Genomic DNA, 19,419 nt, shown 5'->3' on the forward strand with positions numbered 1-19,419 from the left:
TGAGAGGTGGGATTCTCAGGCTGGAAGCCTCAGCCACTTGGGTTGCTGCTGTGGCAGGGAACCGACATTCGTCAGATTCAGCAGTTGCTGGGGCTCAGTGACGTGAAGACGACGGAGATCGACACGCATGTGCGGAATCCACATGAGGCGAAGGTGGTCAGCCCGTTGGATCGTTTGGTGCGGGACGAGGAGTTGGAGTTGAGGTGCGTTTGGGCCGACTGAGAGCCTCAGTCGGTTACGGTGAGTGGGTGAAGACAAGGGTTGCCGACTGAGAGCCTCAGTCGGTTACGAGTGGTGGGTGGAGACAGGGCAGGGCGACTGAGGGCGCTAGTTGGTTGCGGGTGGTGGTTGGGTTCAGGCAACGTTCCATGGTGAGGGTGGTGTTCTTTGGCAAAGAACCACTGTCAGGTGAGACGTGGGCTGCTAGCGGCAACGCGTCTGTCACCAACCGACGCGTTCGCATGACCGTCGTCGGATTCGCCGTGAATTTGGACGCAAATCAACTCGCAACTCTGAATCTTGGCGAATCCAGCGACCAAGTCTTCACGCTCGACCTTCGCCATCTCCAACACGATCAGCCTGCTGTTTCCTCGGGGTCTTTCAACACCCGGTCGGCTTGATGGATCGCGTCGACCAAGGTCTGAAGGGCCGACGACACTCGATTGAGCGTTGGCGCCAAGTCAGCCAAGCACTGCTCTTCGAACTGACGTGCCGGCTCGTCACGCCAAACCAATTTGGTCTGTTGCCATTGCTCGGCGAATTCACTGAATTCATGTCGCAGTTGGTTTTGAGTTTCCTGGATCGCTCCGGTACCAAACGGTTTCATCGCTGATTCATTCCGAAATGCCGTTGGGATTGAATGTTCGTAACATCTTGCGGCCCTTGTAAAGGTGGAACAAATCCTCCGGCTGCGGTGGACGCGCGCGACCACCAGTGGGCAAATCAATTGTTTCCAAACCATCGGTCACAACCACGCATTCCTTCTCGTTCCGCACCGCGGTGAACACCGCCGCTGTTTCATCCAAGAAGAACCCCAGTCGGTCGACTTTCACTTCTTCATACCCCACGCGTTCCAAGTAGGTCTGCAACGGTTCAACGATCCGGCGTTGAGCTTCGTTGAATTCCTTCGAGGGCACCGTGAAAATGTCGGGGTGATCTGCATGCCAGCCCGCATAGATCGCGTAGATGTCTTCGGGTGGAAAGTCCGCGACATCGCATGACATGGCAAAGATCGTCGGCCCGGTCACGCCAATGTTGCTGTATTGCTTTTCGCCAAAGTTGTATTCGAAGCGGACCAGAAACACATCGACCGGATCTTCAAAGCTGGGCCACAACATCCGGCGAGAATCCACCACCTCGACTCCTGTCGGTGGCACGCCCATTTGCTGCGGTTGAGTCAACCACAACGCCATCTCCGCCTCGGCGATCGCACGGGGCTCACGGAGTTCCGCGTCGATCAAATCTTCCAGTCCCAACTCATCGGCGTAAGCGATCGCTCGCAAACGAGCGGCTGGTTCGCCCGCCAATTCTGCCAGCCGTTCTTTGCCGGTATCCACGCCCAACTTTGCTAGAGCCCCTGCCGCCTCACATTGGACTCGGCGATGCTTCAGGTCCAAGGTTTTGTTCAACTCACCGATGGAGCTTTCATCGCCAATCAAGCCAATGGCGTCGCACAACGAAACCGCGAGCGCCACCGCTTCCCCCAAAACCGCTTGGACTTGCTCCACCTCGGTCCCAAAACTGCGGGGGTCTTCTTCGAACTTGGCCAAACGTCCCGCGACGTGGCCGAGCAAAGCGTTCAGCGATGCAATGCGTCCCTTCGCAGGATGTTCGTTGACCAACCCTGTTCGAGTGATGTGCCCCGCCAAATCCAAAATGGGTGCCGCCATTGAAGGTTCCGAAATCGAATCCAATAGAGCGGGGAAAACCGCGTCAATGGACCAATCGTTGTGTTGCATCAACGGGCTCAGGATCTGCGCCGCCGCCATCCAACCCTTCGGTGGTGACTGCCCCAATTGCGTGACCAAGACACCCAATGATTCCGGTGTCCGGCGCATCGCCAGCAACTGAAGCATCAAGTGCCGATTGGAGACTTCAGGCGAGAGTGATTCGATGATCTTGCCCAACGCCGCGGGCTCAATCTTCGACAGAGGATCGCCCTCGGCCCTCAGCGTTTTCAGGTGAATCAATCGAAGCAATCCACCCGTGATCGCTGGGTCCGCATCCATCAAACGCGATGAGTCTTCCGCGAGTGCAGCGACCAACATGGGGCCGGTCAAGTTTGGATCGTCTGCCAACTGTTTCAGTGTCACGCCGGCCTGAACCGGGTCAGCACCGGCGGCGAGAATCGGGTCAAAGGAAATTTCCGACAAGGTCAAGGTTCCAAAAGTGAAAAATGTAAATTGGGGCAGGGGAGGGCAGGGCAGAGCAGGGCGGTACGAAGTAAAACCGCCGGTTATCTCGTCGCAACTGCTGAGGGCTACCAGAACGAAATTTGCAATGTCGGCTTACGAATCATTTGATTCCGGTTGATACGTCAGATCAGGATTCACCGCATCGGACCATCCCAATCGGTCAATGTCATCCAGAGTCGCCCAGCGATTGTTGCCGTGATATAGCGGCGATTGATCGATCGGGCACTTGGGTGCCTCAGGGTCAGCATAAATGTGCACGCCTTGAACATTGGGTTGCAACCAGATCGCTTCGCACTCATCACAGATCACCAAACCATACGAAGGCTTGTCGTCAACCAAACCACAGGCGTGGATCAAACACAGCCCTTGTTCGCAAATCGGACACGAACCGACGCTGTATCGAACATCAGAATTGGAATCGGGGTGAGTCACAGAATTGACTTCCAAACAAGAACGGAATGATTCGGGTGGTGCCACAAAGAATTGGATTTCAAGGTGGCGTTTTGCATGTCGATTCGACGTCACAAGTTGATTGAACGCTGGGGAACGAGATCTAAAGCGGAAACGCGGTGATCAAGCGATTGCCTTCCAGCACCAAACGCACTCGGCGAGCCATCGGGTTGCGGCTTCTTTGGCCGTCGCGTCCGCCGACAAAGCCAACTCGCTTTCCCATGTCGACGGTGTAGATCGTTCGCTTGCCATCGACTTCCTTGGTGGTCCGCTGATTGGCCTGAGCCTTTTCGTACGCTTTGTCGATTGTCACGAGTGCCCCCTCCATGTCGCCATCAAAGACACCATGCTTTCCCGGGCGATTGGGTTGGTCTTTGGTGTGGCGTCGAAGATGCTCGAGCCGGTGACCTTCCGCACTTCCCGGCGTGTAAAGCACACCCGCCGGCGACAAATAACGGTCCGTGCTGATTTCTCGCAGCAGACCGTACTTCAAATCGGACGTCTTGGCCGAGGGTTTCGCATCTGCAGCAGGTGATCCACGCGTCGCATTGGACACAAACGGCCCCGATGATTTCGCCGTATCGTTGCCTTGCGGTTGGGCGTGGCCTTCATCTCGAGGAGTCGACGACTTCGTCGAATCAGAGGGTTGAGGCACCGCTCGCGGACTGGACGCTTGGTCGGTGATTGGCGGGTTGGAGTTCTCCGCCACCGAGTCCTTGGCGACTTGCTTGGCAGGCAACGCGGGCAAGTTCCAGCCCGTTTTCTCGTTGATAGTTGGACGAAGCAGCGTGTAGCCGCCCAGCAACACAGCGATGACAATCCCCGCCACAGTCGTCTGTTTGGCCTTTTTACCACCTGGCCGGTGAGGCCCGGAGCGATTTTCAGCAGCGTTCATTTCAGTTCAGTCGAGCCAGCAAGTTTGAATTCGGTCTTCAGTGACCGTCAACTTACCAGCCGATCCCAAAACTGGCCAACCACGCCCGTTCAGGACTGCAAAATCTCATGAACCACACGTCCGTGGACGTCCGTCAGGCGAAAATCGCGACCGGCGTAGGGATACGTCAGACGCTCGTGGTCGATTCCAAGTTGATGCAGCATGGTGGCGTGCAAATCATGCATGTGGACGCGATCGCGAACCGCGTAGTAGCCATAATCATCGGTCTCACCGTACGTGATGCCGCCGTGAATCCCGCCACCACCCAGCACCATCGAAAATCCCTGCGGATTGTGGTCGCGACCGTTGCTTCCCTGAACGACGGGCGTCCGTCCAAATTCGCCGCCCCACACGAGCAAGGTGTCTTCCCAGAGCCCGCGTTGCTTCAGATCGGCAAACAAACCCGCGATTGGCAGGTCCGTCTTGGCTGCATTTTTCTGGTGCCCGTTCTTCAAGTTGCCATGTTGGTCCCACACTTGGCCGCTGCTGACGGTGATGAATCGAACACCGGATTCCGCCAACCGACGCGCCATCAAACAACTGCGCCCAAACGAGTCGGTCGTCTTTTCACCGATCCCGTACAGCTTCTTGGTCGCTTCGGTCTCGGTTGACAGGTCCATTACCTCCGGCGCGGTCCCTCGCATCCGATTGGCTAAGTCGACCGCCTCGATGGCACCGTCGGTCGCGCGGTCGCGTCCAGCCGATTGCACATGGCCTCGATTGATCTGATTGACCAAGTCAAACTGGTGTCCCTCAGCGGCATCCAAGTAAGCGATTTTCCCATCGCCGATCTGACCGTTCTTGCCCACCACGGTTGCTTGATGTTTGGCGGGCAAGAACGCGGCCCCGTAGTTGCGAGGTCCACCATGGGCCGTCGCCGGTGCGATCGCAACGTGAGCCGGCAAATCTGGATGCCCGGCTCCCAATGCATAACTGATCCATGCACCAACACTGGGACGGACAAAGTTGTCGCTGCCCGTGTTCACCATCCCAACCGCTTGGCCGTGTGACTGACCGCGAGTGTGCATGGACCGAACAACGCACAGCGTATCCAGATGCTTGTTCATCTCCGGCAATAGATCAGTTGCCCATAATCCAGCCTCACCGTGTTGCGACCATTTCCAAGGGCTCGCCAGCAACGTCGGCTTGGCACTGATTTGAGGCGGCAATTCAAACGGCAAATCCTTTCCGTTGTCGGCGATCAAACGCGGTTTGTAGTCAAACGTGTCGACGTGCGATGGACCGCCATGCATGAACAAAAAGATCACCCGTTTGGCCTTTGCCGGATGATGTTGCACAGGTGTCTGCACACCCGAGTCATTTGCCCACGCACTCGAAGCGGGCATCGCCGACGCGGTCACAGCCAACGCTCCAGTCGTCCAAGTCGATTGGACCAAGCAATCTCGACGGTTCAATTTCATCCGTTTCGCCTCAATCCAAAAATCGAAATTCGGTGCTCGCAAACATCGCCGCGATCCATTCGCGATAACGTTCCTCGTCGCTCGACATGGCCTTCGCCACATCGCTATTCAACCAAGTGTGCAAAATTCGTTCGTCGACCGGTCGAGGGTCGCGAGAGAACAATACCGCGCAGGCCCATCGGACACGCTGCGTGTCGTCGGTTGTCTCCTTCATCATTCGCTTCGTCGTTTGCATCGCCCACTGGCGTACTTCGGGACTGCCGATCAAAGTCAACGCTTGCGCCGGGACATTCGTCGTCGGTCGTTTCCCAACCAACAAATCTGGATCCGCCGCGTCCAAATTCGCCAGCAGCGGTGGCACCTCAGATCGAATCAGTGGCAAGTAGATTGTTCGCTTCGGATCCTCCAGCCCGAACTTGGTGGTGGCTTTGGAGTTGGCGTTGTTTTGACTGACCAAGGTCGCGTAGCTGTCCATCAAGTTTTCACGACCGCTAGGGTCGAGCGTGCCGGCAGCAACCAACATGGCATCGCGAATCGCTTCGGCGGGAATGCGTCTGCGAACGGCCCGACCTCGCCATCGGTTTTCAGGATCGAGCGAGACTCGCGGGTCATCATCCGAAACCATTGATCGCGAATACGCGTCGCTGCAAACGATGTTTCGAATCAAACGCTTCTGACGCCAACCGTTGCGGACAAAGTCGATTGTCAACGCATCCAGCAACTCGGGATGAGTCGGTTTCTCCCCCCGAACGCCAAAGTTGTCGACCGTCCGCACCAACCCTTCGCCCATCAGGTGCATCCAGATTCGATTGACGCTGACGCGTGCGGTCAGCGGGTGATCGGGATCGGTCAACCACTGTGCCAATTCCAACCGACCGCTTCCTTCCAATGGCTCAAACGCGGTGGTGGATTCGCTGAAGACCTGCGGAATGCCTCTCGGGACGATGTCGCCCAAATTGCTGACCTCGCCTCGAATATGAATCGGGCAATCCTCCTGCTCATCTGTTGGTAAATCCGCCAGCGCCATCGCGGTCGGAACCGGTGACGGAGCATTGGCGAGCAAATCGGCTCGTTTCGACTTCAGCTCTTTGAGTGTCTGAGTCAACGCGGTTCGCATCGCGATCGTTCGTTCAATCTCCGCAGCCGAGTCACCCTGGTCCGCTTGGCCATCGACCTGAACCCACTGCACGGCATCGGCGATCACATAACCATCCGTCCCACGGTTCGAAAGCGTGACCTGAGACTGAGTTTCCGCCTCGCAGTCAAATTCGTTCAGCACGCTGTAGGTGCCCGTCGTCGGACGAACCGTCTGATCCAAAATCAGATCGTGAGTCTCGTTGTTCAATTGCACCGAAACAGGCAAATTCGATGCCCGGTTGCCACTGGAGTTGTAGTGAACGCGAAGTTCATATCGTCCGGCATTGGGCAAGACCGCGACAAACCGGATCAACGATTCGCCTTTGTTTCGGTTTTCGTCGTGCAGATACCCCTTGCCGACAAACCCGGGTGTGTAAGTCGATTCAACCCAGTGGCCTTCGCGAACCGCATCCACATCATCGATCGTGATGCCTTCGAGCTCCGCCTTCTCGGTCAGAATTTTCAGTTCCGACTCGACTGCTTTGATCTCTTTGTCGAGGCCTTGCAGCGATTGCTCATGTTTGCGAATGGACTGCTCGTGCGCTTTCGAAATGGGAAGCGGAGTTTTCTTCCAAGTGCTGACGTATTGCTGCGACTCACCATGCAGTGTTCGCGTGCTTCGAAAGATCCCCGCCATCGCGTAGTAATCTCGCGTGGTGATTGGATCAAACTTGTGGTCGTGGCATCGAGCACAACCAAACGTCATTCCAAGAAATGCACGACCGACCGTGTCGAGTTGTTCGTCGACCACATCCATCCGCAACTTGGTCTTGTTTCGTTCACTCAGCATCTTAGTGCCGATCATCAAAAACGTGGTGGCGACCAATTTGTCACGTCGATCTTCATCCGAAGACGCTGGCATCAAATCACCCGCGATTTGTTCGCGAATCATCCGGTCGATTGGCATGTCGTCGGCAAAAGACCGCACCAAATAATCGCGATACCGCCAAGCATCATGATGGGTCGCGTTGAAATCGCTGCCGTTGCTGTCGGCGTAGCGAGCCACGTCCATCCAGTGCCTCGCCCAATGTTCCGCGAATTGCGGGCTGGCGAGATAGCGATCCACCAATCGCGGCCAATGTGCATCGCTGGGATCCGCTTGAAATTGCCGAAGCGTTTCAGGATCAGGTGGCAACCCAGTCAGATCAAACGCCAACCGTCGCAGCCGCACACTCGCGTTTGCGATTGGAGTCGTCGTCAATTCTTCCGCGTCCAAGCGTCTTTGCAGGTAGGCATCGATCGCGGAATCAGAATCAAACGCAACCGGTGACTCGCTCGAGCGAGGAGGCTGAAACGCCCAAAACTGGCGAGCCTGCTCCCAATCGAATGACTTCGTCCGGGAGCTGGTGAGCTGTTCCTCTTCATCCATCAATCTTGGATCAACGGCGCCATCGCGAATCCATTTTTCAAAATCTCGCACCACGTGGTCGGGCAGCTTTCCCGCGGGTGGCATCTCGGAGGACTCGTACCGAATCGCCGCCATCAATTCGCTCGCCGCGGGATCGCCAGGTCGGATAGCCGGCCCACTGTCACCGCCGACTTCCCACCCTTCCTTCACATCCAAACGCAACGAGCCACCGAGGTCATCCGAATCCTCCGCATGGCATTCATAGCAATGCTCGATCAGTACCGGACGAATGCGAGTCTCGAAGAAATCAAAGGAGACCTCGCTTGCTTCGTCAGCAACGGCCGCGACAGAGCAACTGCTGGTCAACACAGCCAGCACACACCACCGCACAGCGTTCCAGAGGCGTTGGTCGCGACCGGATCGCGCGACGATGGCCGATCGTTTGGGCGAGGCGCACGGACTCTTCATCGCAGAACCGTCGGGCAAAAGGCGGGGGGGATCAGGGAGGGATCCCTAGAGTACACGATCCCGCCCCAACGTGCGAAACCCCACCCTTCCTAGAGAGAGTTGCGATTTTCACCGCCATTCCGATAAGCACCCACAAAACCGGCCCGCCACTTCGGCTCCTGTCGGAGCATCGAAGTTGGCGGGCCGATCGAAATTCAGCTCTGTTACGTGACCGCGAAATCAGTTTTCGGAATCATCTTCCGCTGGCTCCTGGTCACCTTCCGAAGCTGGTGCTTCGTCTTCTTTGGGCTGGACGACGGGAGCAGGCGTTGCTTTTTGTTCTTGCTGACGACGCTCTTCTTCTCGTTCCTTGCGTTCTTGCTCCAATGCCTTGTTGGCTTTGTCCAAATCCGCTTGGGTGCTGGTGAGCTGCTGTTTCAATTCGCCCGTTTGAGCTTCCATATTTTTCTTCAGCGACACAATTCGCTGCTGGAGCTTTTTCTGTTGTTGCTGAGCCGCTTTCTCAGCCTTCCCAGCTTCTTCGCGAACCGACGCAAGTTCCGTCTCGGCCTTCTCCGCCCGTTTGGTTTCGGCCTCGAGCTTGGAATTCAACTCTTCCAGTTGTTGTTTCAACGATGCCACCAGTTCGCCTGATTCCGCGATCGCAGCGTCTTTCTCTTCCAGGGACTGATTGGCCTCGGCAACCTGCTCGCGAAGGGTCACCAATTCCGTCGTCAGTGCGATGTTCAATTGGCTGGGGTTGTCCAATCCACCCATGTCGTGTGCGGACATCCCACCGGCAACCGACGAGCAACTCGTCACATCGGTGGAGCAGGCGGTCACTGGAACGCAGTTCGGCGAGCAGGATTTCCGGAGAAAGCAATCGCCTGCGAAACTGGGGACGGAAAACGAGAGGGCCAACGTGAGTGCGGCGGCCGATGTCTTCTTCATGATGTCGATCTTCAAAGGTGGGTCAAAAAGGTGGGACCGGAGAGAGTCGATTCTGCAGCCGACTCTTCCAATCCCATCCTAATTGCGACAGCGGATCGCACAGCAAAAAATCCATGGATCCCGTTCCCCGCGAGAATCGAAGCCTAAAACAGCGAATCTTCCCGAGCCATCTCGACCAACCGCTCGAGTTCCTCAGGATGTTCCTTCGCCACATCCCGCTTTTCACCGGGATCCGCCTCCAAATCGAACAACTTCCAGCCGTCCTCGCGAACCACGGGTTTGCCGTTCGCGCCACGACGTTTTTTGGTTCCACCGGGATAGTTCACCGCTTTCCAGCGTCCCGACCGAATTCCGACCGAGGTTGGCCCTTCGCTGCTGGCCCAATACAAATAGCGATGCTTGGTTTGCTTCTCAGGTTGACTCAGCAAAGCGGGCAGGTAGGAAATCCCATCGATGTCTGCAGGAGGTTCCGCACCAGCCAACTCGCACGCGGTCGGCAAGAAATCCCAAAACGCAGAAGGATGATCGCTGATCGAATTCGGTTCGATCGTCCCCGGCCATTTCGCGATGAAAGGCACACGAATACCACCCTCGTGCATCGAACGCTTGCTGCCTTGAAGCGGACCGCTGCTGTTGAAGAACAAATCGCTGTGGCCTCCCTCATGATGCGGCCCATTGTCGGAGGTGAAGATCACCAGCGTTTTTTCGGTCAGATTGAGCTCTGCCAGCAAAGCCATCATGCGGCCCATGTCTCGATCCATCCGAGTGATCATCGCCGCGAAACCTTTCTCTGGGTTGGGCCATCCTTCACCGGCGTAAATGCCATAGTCCGGCACCTCCATTCCGTCGCCGTTCAATCGACCGCCTTCGTTGTTAGCATGCGGAATCGTCCAATGAATGTGCAATAGAAACGGATCGGACTGATGTTCGCGAATGAAATCGAAGGCGGCATCCGTCATCACGTCGTGCGAATAGGTCTCTCGTTTGACCGCAACGCGTCCCCGAGCGATCGGATCGGTGCTGATCACATTGCCTGGATAGAAACTCTGCCTGTAGTTTTTCCATAGGAACGGCGGGTAATAGTTGTGGGCATTGGATTGATTCATGTAGCCCGTCCAAGCATCGAATCCATTGGCGAGCGGATGACCTGGGTTCTCGATCTCTTCGGGAACATCCACATTGCCGAGAGCCCATTTACCGACTCCACCAGTTGCGTACCCGGCATCCGAAAGCAACGACGCCACCGTCGGTTGCTCGCCCGTCAAATTGCGAGCCGCATTGCCAATCAATCCGGTGCTGCCGACATGTTTGCCCGTCCACAGCGTCAACCGAGAAGGGCGACACACCGTATGCCCGGCATAGTGATCGGTGAATCGAATTCCATCCGCAGCCATTTGATCCAGATGCGGCGTCTGAATCCGAGTTTGGCCGTAGCATCCCAGGTCGCCGTATCCAAGGTCATCGGCCATCACATAAATGATATTGGGTCGGAGTGCCTCGCTGCTGACGGACGAATCGGCTGTGTTCGACTCCTCGCCTGAGACGATTTGGCAACTCACGGCGATCCAGAAAAACGCCAACGCCCAACGCGGGATAGACGGGAGGTAGCGAGACGATGTTTGAGATGGGACGATCCTCGCGAGGTTCATATTTCGGTTCTAATCTTTGGTCATCAAGTGAGTTCGGCAGGGGTGCCACGATTCTTTTCAGATTAACATGCCGACGAAGACAATGAACGACGACCTAGGAAAACACGCAATGAACGTTACGCGAATCTCTTGCACCACCCTCCTGATGCTCTGGTTCAGCGTCGCGAATTTCGCTGAGGGTGCAGAGAATGAAAGCACTCAACCGACGCGTCCCAACGTGCTGTTGATCATGGTCGATGACCTTGGGTACTCAGACCTCGGTTGCTACGGCAGCGAAATCGAAACGCCCAACCTGGACGCATTGGCGGACAACGGATTGCGTTTCTCGCAGTTCTACAACACGGCCAAGTGCCACTCCTCACGAGTGTCATTGCTGACCGGACAATACTGCATCGCCGCGGGAGACACCTCGCTGTCGCATGCCGTCACCAGCGCCGAAGTGTTGCACGCCAGCGGATACTTCACCGCCATGTCCGGAAAATGGCACCTCGACAAACAGCCCACCGACTTTGGATTCCAACGCTATTTTGGTCACCTCAGCGGCGCCTGCAACTATTTTCGCGGCGACAACACATTCCGTTTGAACGGCGAACCGTGGATCGTTCCTGACAAGGACTTCTACACCACCGTCGCGGATGTCGACTATGCATTGCAGTTCCTTAACGAAGCCGAAGAGACCGCCGATCCGTGGTTTCTTTACGTCGCTTTCAATGCGCCGCACGCACCGCTGCAAGCCTTGCCCGAGGACTACGCCAAATACAAAGGCCGCTACGACGAGGGTTGGGACAAAATCCGTGAGCAACGTGTCCAGCGCCAACACGAACTGGGCTTGTTGCCAAAGACATCACAACCAAGCGAGCGTCCCGCGCACATCCCTGCTTGGGACACTTTGTCCGAAAAACGACAAGCGTTTGAAAACAAACGCATGACGGCGTTGGCGGGCATGATCGATCGCGTGGACCAAGAAGTCGGGCGGTTGATCGAACATCTTGATGAGACCGGCGAACTCGACAACACGTTGATCTGGTTCGTTTCCGACAATGGTGCCTGCCCGTACGATCGAGTCAGCCAGAAGATCGAAGCCGAACCCACCAGTGGCGATGTCTCCTGGAGCGATTCCACCGGATGGGCCTGGGCTCGCAATTCACCGTTCCGGCTGTACAAACAAAATCAAACCGAAGGCGGCATCAGCACGCCCGCCATCGTTCACTGGCCAGCGGGACTGAAAACCAAAGCAGGCAGTATCCAGCGCAGCCCGGCTCACTTGATTGACATTCTGCCGACCATCGCCGATGTCACTGGCAGCACCATCCCGACGACTTTCGCTGATCGTGATCTGCGACCGATATCGGGCCAATCGTTGCTGCCGATCTTCGAAGGGGAAACCATCGATCGTGAACAACCGCTTCACTTGTTGTTTTCTTCGGACCGAGGGCTTCGCGACGGCGACTGGAAGATCGTGAGTTTCCGCCAAGGTCCTTGGGAACTTTACAACATCGCCACCGACCGCATCGAGCAAAACAACCTCGCACACCAGCACCGTGATCGCGTCACTGAGATGGCGCGCACGTGGAACGAAATGGCGAAGGAAGTCCTGCACACCCGAGCCTTCGATCCCGGGTTCAGAGACTCTTCCGAAGGACCGACTTCGGTGACAGCCACTCACCCGGAGTGGACAGATTTCTCAGTCAACCCAATGAACAATGTCCGAGGCAGCGCCGGCAGGAAGAAGACAACCAAGTCAAAAGCAAACACCTCGAAAAAGGCACGCGGTTCCATCCGAGCCCGTAAAAACACGCAACTTCAACGACGCGAATCGGAGTTGCACCTAACGTTCACAGGGGATGACCCTGGAATCGCGATCGATCATCTGCCGGAAAACCTGCCACTGGGCCCGTACCGATTGGCGTTTGATCTGCTGAGCGAAGCCGAAGGCAACGGCGAAGTGTTCTACACAACCCGTGCCGAACAATCGCTTCCCAAGGGCCAGCACATCCCGATCGAGATCGAATCCGATGGGAAATGGCATTCGCACACGATTGCTCTCGGTGACGCAACCAAAATCTATCGATTGCGATTGGACGTTAGTGAAGGAAAAGGACTGGCTCAAATCCGAGGCTTAAGACTGCTATCGCCACAGAATGAACCGGTGATTCGCTGGCCAATCGCGAAGATCAAGGTCCTGAAGTGAGTCTCGTTCGGACGGGAAAATCCTTGCCGCCAGCCCGTAAGATGGGCGAACAAAAAGCCACCTTTGGCTATGCTATCGGGTTCCCCAGCCTACCTTGCAAACCCACCCCACAACGAGAAGCGACCCCTGGAATGCAGTACCACCAGAGCTCCCGATCATCGAATTCGAACCGTTCATCCACTCCGGTCTGGCTTTGTCTTGCGTTGATGGCCATGGCCTCGGCGACGATGGCGACCACATCCACGAAAGCAGCGGATGTGTTCGTCGAAGCCGAGAGTTTTGACACTCACGGTGGCTGGAAATTGGACACTCAATTCATCCAGCAAATGGGGTCACCGTACTTGATCGCTCATGGACTGGGGCAACCGGTCGATGATGCGACCACCAACGTTGCGATTCCCGAGTCCGGCAAGTACCGGGTCTGGGTTCGCACGATTGACTGGGTTCGTCGCTGGGACGCGTCGCCTTCCCCGGGAAAATTCGAACTCCACGTCGACGGCAATAAACTCAACACCACCTTTGGAACGAAGCACGCGACTTGGGATTGGCAAGACGGTGGCGTGATCTCGTTGGACAAGGGTGACCACACACTGTCGCTGAAAGATCAAACCGGTTTTGATGGTCGCTGCGACTGCATCTATCTGACCACCGAACTGGATCAAACGCCGCCTGCCGTGGACGACGTGTTGTCTCCATGGCGTCGTGACAAATTGGGCCTTCCCGAGCAACCGGTTACCAAAGGTCCTTACGACTTAGTCGTCGTGGGTGGTGGCTACGCTGGAATGGCGTCGGCAATCTCGGCCGCCCGCATGGGATGCCGTGTGGCGTTGATTCAAGACCGCGGCGTGTTGGGCGGCAACGGTTCCAGCGAAGTGCGAGTGTGGGCGATGGGCAACATCCGTCGCGGCAAGTTCCCTCGCATCGGCGAGATCGTCGAAGAGTTCTCTGACAAGGCCTCCAAGTCCCCCGGCACCTATGAAGAATTCGGCGACGAGCAAAAAGAAGAAATCGTCACAGCCGAACCGAACATTGATCTGTTGCTGAACCATCACGCGTACGCGGTGAAGATGAAAGCCGACAGCGAAACCAAGCAGATCGAACATGTGTTTGCCCTGAACACCAAAACCGGCGAAGACCTGCGAGTTGCCGGCGACCGATTCGTCGACTGCACCGGCCACGGCTGGATCGGCGAATGGGCGAGTGCCGACCTCGACATCACCGACAAAGGCCGTATGGGCATGAGCAACATGTGGCGTTGGGACGAAGTCGACGACGCTCCGGAGTTTCCCAAGACTCCCTGGGCGTTGCAACTCAACATGGAAGACTTTCCCTACCCACGTGATCATCACGGTCAATGGTTTTGGGAAAGTGGATTCGACATTGATCCGCTGGGCGACGCCGAAGCGATCCGTGATTGGAACCTGCGAGCCGTCTACGGCGCGTTCAACGCGATGAAGAATGGTGACGGTGCCGCCGATCACCCCAACGCTCAACTGACCTGGGTGGCTTACATCGGTGGACCTCGAGAGAGCCGTCGACTGCTCGGCGACGTGGTCCTGAACCAAGAGGACATCGTCAGCAAACGAGAATTTCCTGATGGCTGCGTCCCCAGCACTTGGTCAATCGATTTGCACTATCCCAAGAAAGAATACGCCACCAAGTTCCCCGAAAACCCGTTCATCAGCATCGCAGTGCACGATCGCCGTGTGGACCGCTCGTACGGTTATCCGGTTCCGTATCGCTGTTTCTACAGCCGCAACGTCGACAACTTATTCATGGCTGGTCGTAACATCAGCGTCACGCACGAAGCCCTCGGCACCGTTCGCGTGATGAAGACCTGCGGCATGATGGGCGAGGTCGTTGGTAAAGCCGCTTCCCTCTGCACGCTAAACGATTGCACGCCGCGTGACATCTACGAAGAACACTTGGATGACTTGCTGGAACTGCTTGAGTTGCCCGGCAAGGCTCGCCGGAGCACGCCTTCCGCAACCATCGTGATCCCGGATGACGCGATGGAAAAAGCCGGCCCGTACGGCCCCATGTCAGGCTTGGATCCCGAGAAATTGCCCGGCATCGTGATCGATGATCGACAAGCCAAAACGACGGGCAAATGGGCCAAGGGACAAGGCCTCAAAGGTTACGTCGGTTGGGAATACCGCTACGCATCAGCCAACTCCGGCGCGACCGCCACCTTCCAGACAAAACTGAAAGAAGCCGGTCAGTACGAGCTACAGATCTACAGTGCTCCTCATGAAAATCGTGCCACGACTTTGGCAATCACAGTCGCTGCTCCCGGACAGGAACCCAAAACCGTTCGAATCAACCAACGCGACACGCCAGGCGGTGCGATTCCGGCTGGCAAGTACTTCTTGCCAGCAAACGCCGAGGTGACGGTCAGCTTCTCGACGAAAGACTCGGGCGGCACGGTGCACCTCGACGCGATTGGATGGGTCAAACAACCTTGAGCTAAACCGGCCCAAGCTTTCCCATCGCAGACGGTCTCCTCTCCCGCATTTTGAAGTTGCGCTTTTCTCAAAACCCGAAGCGTCAGCGAGGGAAAAACGATGTTGACTTCGCCTCGCTGACGCGTCGGGTTATGAGAAACCCAATGCCCCACGCAAAAGCGCAACTTCAATACTGACGCGTCGGGTTATGAAAAAGCCAATGCCTCACGCAAAAGCGCAACTTCAATACTCCCGCACCGCGTCCCGCCAAACAACTGCTTGGCGAGGACGCGTGGTGCATGCGATCCGAATTGGAATGTTGATCGGGCTGCTGGCCTGTCTACCATCGCCACATCAGCGGATCGAAGTGGCGTCTCAACCATCACTGGATCAAATCCAACGTTTGGAGCCCGCCGCTCGCACGATCGCCGACACCGCGGACGAAAGCGGACGCTGGGTCATCTCGGATAGCAATCGAATCCCGCTTGGTTCCGTTGCCAGAACTTTGCCCGAAGCCAACGGATCGGTCGGCTATCGCGGACCAACGGAAGCACTGTTGCTGTTCGACCAGCAAAACATCGTTCGCTCCATTGCCGTCCTGCAAAGCCACGACACCGATGAGCATGTCGACGCCGTCAAAAACTCTCCCGAGTTCTTGAAGCAATTCCAAGGCCTGACCTGGGGCGGCAAACTCGCAGACGGCAGCGTTCCCGAGATCGATGGCGTCTCCGGTGCAACGCTGACCAGTCTCGCGATGGCAGGTGGCATCCTCAGCCGACTGGGCGTCGCCACTGGTTCACTCGTCTTCCCTGAACCTCTGACGTTGGCAGAGGCCAAATCCTTCTTCCCCACTGCCTCCCAAATCCAGGGCGATCGCATGGCCGTGGTGAAGGACGAAAGCGGAACGACGCTTGGATACTTGATCCGAACCGGCGCGCTGGTCGATGACGAAATCGGCTACCAAGGACCGACCAGCGTGCTGATCGGACTGGATCTGGAACACCGACTTTTGCGGCCCAAAATCCGGCACTCATTCGACAACGAACCCTACGTCGATTATGTTCGCCAAGAACGATCGTTTTGGAAACGATTCGAAGGCATGACGCTGGAAGAACTCGCGGCGTTTGATCCTCCCGCCGAAGAGGTCGAAGGCGTCTCGGGAGCCACCATGACCAGCATGGCCATCGCCTACACGCTACCAAGATTCGCGACGGAATTGTTGGCGGACGAGGAATGGAAAACGCTCGGGCAAACACCCTTTCAGAAGCGACTGTATGCCGTCCAAGAATCCACCCAAACGACGCGCCTGTCCGACGCGGACATCGCCACGCTCATCGCCTTGGTCCTGTTGCCGCTGCTGATTCGCTTTGGAGCGATGCGGCAAACATGGCTGCGTCGCTTGTGGCTTTTCGGCGTCTGGTTGGTCATCGGCCTGTACGCTGGCAACCTTTTGTCGCTCGCTCTACTGGCCGGTTGGGCCACGTCAGGAATCACCTGGCAACTCGCATTGGGTTTGGTCGTTCTCGCGATCGTCTCCGTGGTGATCCCGCCAACGCGGAGGGGCAATCCGTACTGCAATCACCTTTGTCCTCACGGTGCGGCCCAACAGTTGATCCGCCCTAAAAACAAATCACGTCGCAAGTGGAATCTCCCATCGTGGCTTTCCAAGTTGTTGAGATTCTTGCCCGCGGTAACACTGTTGTTGGTCTACCTCGCTTTGCTCATTCGTCCCGCCACCGATGTTTCTTTTGTCGAACCATTTCACGGCTACCTTTGGCACTTGGCATCGTGGTCCGCGATCGCTTGGACAATCAGCACGCTTGCGATCGCCTTCTTCGTTCCGATGGCCTACTGCCGGCTGGGATGCCCAACCGGTCGCCTGCTCGACTGGTTGCGACTCAAGGGAACCAGCCACCAAGTTTCTCGAATGGACCTCGCGGTTGCAGGGCTGCTGATCTTCGCAATCAGTTACCGGATCATCACCTGACAAGCGTAGAAATAGTGGGATAGGCTTCCAACCTGTCATTCCGATCACGACAGGCTGGAAACCTATTCCACATGCGTTTCCAAACCCGGTCACGATCCGAATTCTGGCGAATCCGGCTACCAACGCAGCTCACATCCCGACGCCGCTGATCGCATACAACCCAAACGTTGCCAACCAATGGTCGCCTTCGTAGTGACCGCTGTTGATGTAGGCCAACCCCGCGACCAAGTGTTCTCTCGCGTTCGTTCGAATGGTGGCTACCAAAGGATGCTGCTCCTGCAAATGATTCGCGACGGATTGCAAACACCAGGCACGATTGAGGTTCAACCCGGCGAGGTGACCCAGTTTGCCGTCGGTTACATCGCTAACGCTGACCGGCGAGATCGTCCCATCGGTGAGTTGTTGTTTCAGCTTCGGAACAAACTTGTTCAGCCAGTCTGAAAACTCCGCCGGTGTTAGCACTCGCCGCATCAAGTCCGCTTCGTTCCACGCCGACGAAAAGAAGTCGTGACCGGACGGTTCGTACTGGACCGGGTAATCAATGTCGGTCAAATAGAAATCGCGAGCCCGCGTGATCACCAACTGTTCCAGCTCGTCCAGGTTACGAGACCTCGCGTAGTCCAACACTTGTCCCAGTGCAAACCCGGTGTCGGGATGCTGGCCCGTTCGAATCGGGAACGTCAACAGCGGCAGGTAGGCCGTGATCCGTTCAACCAACAATTCTTCGAGCGGCTTGAGTGCCCCACGCCACTGAATGGCATCTTCATCGTCGAACGAATCCAACTCCATCGCCAAACGCAAAAACCAAGCCCAGCCATACATGCGTTCGAATGACTTGTTCTCCTCGCGAGCAAAGAACTCCGCTTCGCGCTTCAGGTTTTCAACCGTCAAATGACGCGACAACGTTTCGCGAATTTTGGTGGCCGCAGGCATCTCGGGATGCATCTTCAGCAGACGCACCAACACCCAGTGCCCATGCACGCTGCTGTGCCAATCAAAGCATCCATAAAACGCCGGAAAGTGTTCTTGGGGCGTGCCGATTTGATCAGGATTGGAATAGACCAACGACAGTTTGTTTGGAAACTCCGTGTCGACACCATGCAGCACCAACTCTGCCCATTGATCCGCCATTTCCGACGTCAAGGTAATCGTTGCGTTTGAATCCTGTTCAACTGACGGATTTCCGTCTGGCGACTGCGTCCACGCTGGAACTGTCATGACCGAACCGAGTAGCAAAGTGGAGAACAATTGGCGAAAGAATGGATCTTTCCAGGCAAACATGAAGCTTCCTCAATTCGGCACGGGCAAGTTGCGACCAGGATCAAAAACACCTGTCTATCGCAATCCTTTTGCGAACATCTTAGCATCGCGCAAGGATTGAGTGCCGAGTTTTGCCGCTTCGGACTCGTCGCCTCGTCCACTACGTCAGTTGTGATTTCTGAAGCGGTGGAGATTCACCGGCCATTCCCGATCAGCAAAATCCGTTTCTCGAGCGCCTCGTTTGGGCCGCGGACGTGCCCTTCTGTGTTGGAGGAAATCAATGATGAAAACAATGCATGAAAACGTCACGAATGACGCGTTGTGGCAGAAAATTCTTCATTTTCCGATTGGAGGCGAATCCGCGGATTGGACCGCAGATCCGCCCACTCGCGGTCTCTCGTTTTCGCAACGATTGGCCCGGGAAAACGATTGGAGCATCCAACACGCCCGTCACTGCATCGACGAGTACCGAAGGTTTTTATATCTGGCCGCCACCGCGGGACACAGTGTGACTCCGTCGGATGCGGTCGATCAAGTTTGGCATCAACACTTGGTCTACACCGAGAACTATTGGGTGGACTTGTGCCAAGAAATCCTGCCATCACCGCTTCACCACGGACCGACCAAAGGTGGCTCCCAAGAACGGGTGCGATATCAAGACCAATACGAACAAACGCTTGCATCTTATGAGCGGGCATTTGGCAGAGCCCCGGATGAAATTTGGCCGCCGACGGATGAACGCTTCGCTCAATCGATCGCGTCGCTCCGCATTGACCGACGCAAGTT

At 56.4% G+C, this 19,419-nt stretch carries 15 protein-coding genes; 5 read left to right on the forward strand and 10 right to left on the reverse strand.

Annotated elements, in window-relative coordinates; translation table 11 throughout:
* Positions 1 to 42 precede the first annotated feature (42 nt).
* Positions 43 to 222 carry an integrase gene (locus tag ACF8AM_RS08985; protein WP_392555313.1) on the forward strand — a complete coding sequence of 60 codons (180 nt, stop codon included), beginning with the start codon at positions 43 to 45 and terminating at the stop codon, positions 220 to 222.
* Between the two features lie 182 nt (positions 223 to 404).
* Here the strand turns inward: ACF8AM_RS08985 and ACF8AM_RS08990 are convergent, their stop codons facing one another.
* The 9 genes from ACF8AM_RS08990 to ACF8AM_RS09030 all read right to left on the reverse strand — a co-directional run bounded on the left by ACF8AM_RS08990 (position 405) and on the right by ACF8AM_RS09030 (position 10,661).
* Positions 405 to 572 carry a hypothetical protein gene (locus ACF8AM_RS08990; protein WP_392555314.1) on the reverse strand — a complete coding sequence of 56 codons (168 nt, stop codon included), beginning with the start codon at positions 570 to 572 and terminating at the stop codon, positions 405 to 407.
* Positions 573 to 574: 2 nt separating this feature from the next.
* Positions 575 to 826 (reverse strand): hypothetical protein, encoded by a 252-nt coding sequence (locus ACF8AM_RS08995; protein WP_392555315.1) that lies wholly within the window; start codon positions 824 to 826, stop codon positions 575 to 577.
* A gap of 7 nt (positions 827 to 833) precedes the next feature.
* A complete protein-coding gene (locus tag ACF8AM_RS09000; RefSeq protein ID WP_392555316.1) occupies positions 834 to 2,378 on the reverse strand; it encodes a HEAT repeat domain-containing protein in 1,545 nt (514 codons plus the stop codon).
* Between the two features lie 129 nt (positions 2,379 to 2,507).
* Positions 2,508 to 2,891 carry a hypothetical protein gene (locus ACF8AM_RS09005; protein ID WP_392555317.1) on the reverse strand — a complete coding sequence of 128 codons (384 nt, stop codon included), beginning with the start codon at positions 2,889 to 2,891 and terminating at the stop codon, positions 2,508 to 2,510.
* A gap of 76 nt (positions 2,892 to 2,967) precedes the next feature.
* Positions 2,968 to 3,759, reverse strand: a complete 792-nt coding sequence (locus tag ACF8AM_RS09010) for a hypothetical protein (RefSeq protein WP_392555318.1) — start codon at positions 3,757 to 3,759, stop codon at positions 2,968 to 2,970.
* Positions 3,760 to 3,848: 89 nt separating this feature from the next.
* The gene (locus ACF8AM_RS09015) at positions 3,849 to 5,219 is read right to left on the reverse strand and encodes a DUF1501 domain-containing protein (RefSeq protein ID WP_392555319.1); all 1,371 of its coding nucleotides are present in this window, start codon (positions 5,217 to 5,219) and stop codon (positions 3,849 to 3,851) included.
* A 10-nt stretch (positions 5,220 to 5,229) separates the two neighbouring features.
* Positions 5,230 to 8,172: a DUF1549 domain-containing protein gene (locus tag ACF8AM_RS09020; RefSeq protein ID WP_392555320.1), complete on the reverse strand. Its 2,943-nt coding sequence runs from the start codon at positions 8,170 to 8,172 to the stop codon at positions 5,230 to 5,232.
* A gap of 219 nt (positions 8,173 to 8,391) precedes the next feature.
* Positions 8,392 to 9,102, reverse strand: coding sequence for a hypothetical protein (locus ACF8AM_RS09025; RefSeq protein WP_392555321.1), 711 nt, complete (start codon positions 9,100 to 9,102; stop codon positions 8,392 to 8,394).
* A gap of 143 nt (positions 9,103 to 9,245) precedes the next feature.
* On the reverse strand, positions 9,246 to 10,661 hold the full coding sequence (locus ACF8AM_RS09030) for an arylsulfatase (protein ID WP_392555322.1): 1,416 nt from the start codon (positions 10,659 to 10,661) through the stop codon (positions 9,246 to 9,248).
* Positions 10,662 to 10,818: 157 nt separating this feature from the next.
* Between ACF8AM_RS09030 and ACF8AM_RS09035 the strand changes: the two genes are divergently transcribed.
* The 3 genes from ACF8AM_RS09035 (at position 10,819) to ACF8AM_RS09045 (ending at position 17,373) form a co-directional block, all read left to right on the forward strand.
* Entirely contained in the window at positions 10,819 to 12,942 is a 2,124-nt protein-coding gene (locus ACF8AM_RS09035; RefSeq protein ID WP_392555323.1) for an arylsulfatase, read from the forward strand.
* Positions 12,943 to 12,983: 41 nt separating this feature from the next.
* Positions 12,984 to 15,407 (forward strand): FAD-dependent oxidoreductase, encoded by a 2,424-nt coding sequence (locus tag ACF8AM_RS09040; RefSeq protein WP_392555327.1) that lies wholly within the window; start codon positions 12,984 to 12,986, stop codon positions 15,405 to 15,407.
* Between the two features lie 199 nt (positions 15,408 to 15,606).
* The gene (locus ACF8AM_RS09045) at positions 15,607 to 17,373 is read left to right on the forward strand and encodes a 4Fe-4S binding protein (RefSeq protein ID WP_392555324.1); all 1,767 of its coding nucleotides are present in this window, start codon (positions 15,607 to 15,609) and stop codon (positions 17,371 to 17,373) included.
* Positions 17,374 to 17,502: 129 nt separating this feature from the next.
* Here ACF8AM_RS09045 and ACF8AM_RS09050 read toward each other — a convergent pair whose 3' ends face one another.
* Entirely contained in the window at positions 17,503 to 18,654 is a 1,152-nt protein-coding gene (locus ACF8AM_RS09050) for a DUF2891 domain-containing protein (protein WP_392555325.1), read from the reverse strand.
* Between the two features lie 259 nt (positions 18,655 to 18,913).
* Here ACF8AM_RS09050 and ACF8AM_RS09055 point away from each other — a divergent pair.
* A partial coding sequence (locus tag ACF8AM_RS09055; RefSeq protein ID WP_392555326.1) for a glycine-rich domain-containing protein occupies positions 18,914 to 19,419 on the forward strand: 506 nt, incomplete at its 3' end.

This window comes from Rhodopirellula sp. JB055, from assembly GCF_043100905.1.
Taxonomy (GTDB): domain Bacteria; phylum Planctomycetota; class Planctomycetia; order Pirellulales; family Pirellulaceae; genus Rhodopirellula.